The organism is Nitrospina gracilis 3/211, assembly GCF_000341545.2.
GTDB lineage: Bacteria > Nitrospinota > Nitrospinia > Nitrospinales > Nitrospinaceae > Nitrospina > Nitrospina gracilis.
Map to the genome: position 1 here is coordinate 1,693,641 of NZ_HG422173.1, position 1,768 is coordinate 1,695,408.

Consider the following 1,768-nt stretch of genomic DNA (forward strand, 5'->3'; position numbering starts at 1 on the left):
ATGGTGAAGCTGGGCGCGGACCTACAGGCCGTTTCGCAGTTCGTTGAGGGGCGGCTGAATCAGGAACAACGGGATGTGATGAAGGCCCTGAGCCAAAGTTTGGAAGTGAACACGTACAACGGGGTCCAGATCGCGCTCGCGCAGGCAACGGTGGAATATTACATCGGGGACCTGGCTGTGGTCGTTTCGCGGCTGCTGGAACTGGAAAACCTCAAGGTCCTGTTTGCAATGGTGTGCCTGGACAACCGGGTGTATGTCATCGGCAGAAGCCGCACCGAAGAAGTGAATGTGGGGCGCATCTTGAGGGAACTGGGCGGTGGGGGGCACCCGAATGCGGCCTCGGCCAGCACCTCGGACCGCACGCTCATCCAGACGCGGGAACAGCTTGTATCCGTCCTTCATGAAAAAGTCGAACCGCTCAACCGAATCCAGCATGTCATGCATTCCCCCGTGGTGTCCGTTCAGGCGAAGCAGAGCATCATCGAGGTGGAACGTACCATGACGCGGTTCAACCTCAGCACCCTTCCGGTGGTATCCAGCAAAAAACCGGTAGGCCTGATAACTCGCCAGGTGGTGGAAAAGGCCATCCATCACAAGCTGGGGCGTGAACGGGTGGAGGACTTCATGGCACACGAGTTTGCAGTAACGACTCCCGACGCGTACTTCAAGACGGTGGTTCCCAGCATCATCGAGGCCAAACAGAAGGTGGTGCCGGTGGTGCATCCCAAAACGGGTCACATGTTGGGCATCGTGAGCCGCGGCGATCTTCTGCGCCTCCTGCATCAGGACATGGGACGCTACGCCCCGGAGCCTTACGCAGCGCTGCTCGATCAAGGCGACCTTTATGTGAAAAACGTCAAAAGCCTGCTCCGGGAGCGGCTTCCGAAGTCCGTCATGACACGCCTCCAGGATGTTTCGCAACTGGCGGACGAACTCGGCGTTTCAGTGTATGGCGTCGGCGGATTCGTCCGCGACCTTCTTTTGCGTATCGAGAATCTCGATCTCGACATTGTGGTGGAAGGGGACGGCATGCAGTTTGCCCGCAAACTGGGGAAGGAATATGAAGCCCGCGTGGTGGCTCATGAAAAGTTCGGCACGTCGGTGGTCATTTTTTCCGACGGGTTCAAAATCGATGTTGCCACGGCTCGCATGGAATACTACACGCATCCCGCCGCCCTGCCGACGGTGGAGATGAGTTCGATCAAGTCCGACCTGTTCCGCCGCGACTTCACGTTCAACGCGCTGGCCATCAAGCTGAACGGCAAGGATGCGTTCACGCTGATCGATTACTTCAACGGCCAGAAGGACCTCAAGGACGGCGTGGTGCGCGTGCTCCACAACCTGAGTTTTGTTGAGGACCCCTGCCGTGCTTTCCGCGCCGTGCGGTTCGAACAGCGGCTCGGGTTCACCATCGGCAAGCAGACCGAGTCGTTTCTCAAGCGCGCGGTGACGAAAAAAATCGTGCACAAACTGAGCGGCACGCGCTTGTACAACGAACTCATGCGTATGCTGGAAGAGAAAAAACCGATCCGATGTTTCGCCCGCATGAAAGAGCTGGGGCTGTTGCAGGTCATTCATCCCCGAATGATGAACAACAACCGGAACCTTCAGATCCTGGAGCGTATCGAGGAAATTTTTGCACTGTCCAACGTCATCAAACTGGTGGAACGGCCGGACGTCGGATTCGTGTACTTTCTGGGTGCGTTGTACGGCATGAAAAACGCGGACCTCAACCAGCTTGCCACGCGGCTCAGCCTGCCGGCAAAAA

General features: G+C 57.5%; 1 protein-coding gene. It reads left to right on the top strand.

Annotation, left to right across the window (positions count from 1 at the left end):
* A partial coding sequence (locus tag TX82_RS15205) for a CBS domain-containing protein (RefSeq protein ID WP_144079133.1) occupies positions 1-1,768 on the top strand: 1,768 nt, incomplete at both ends.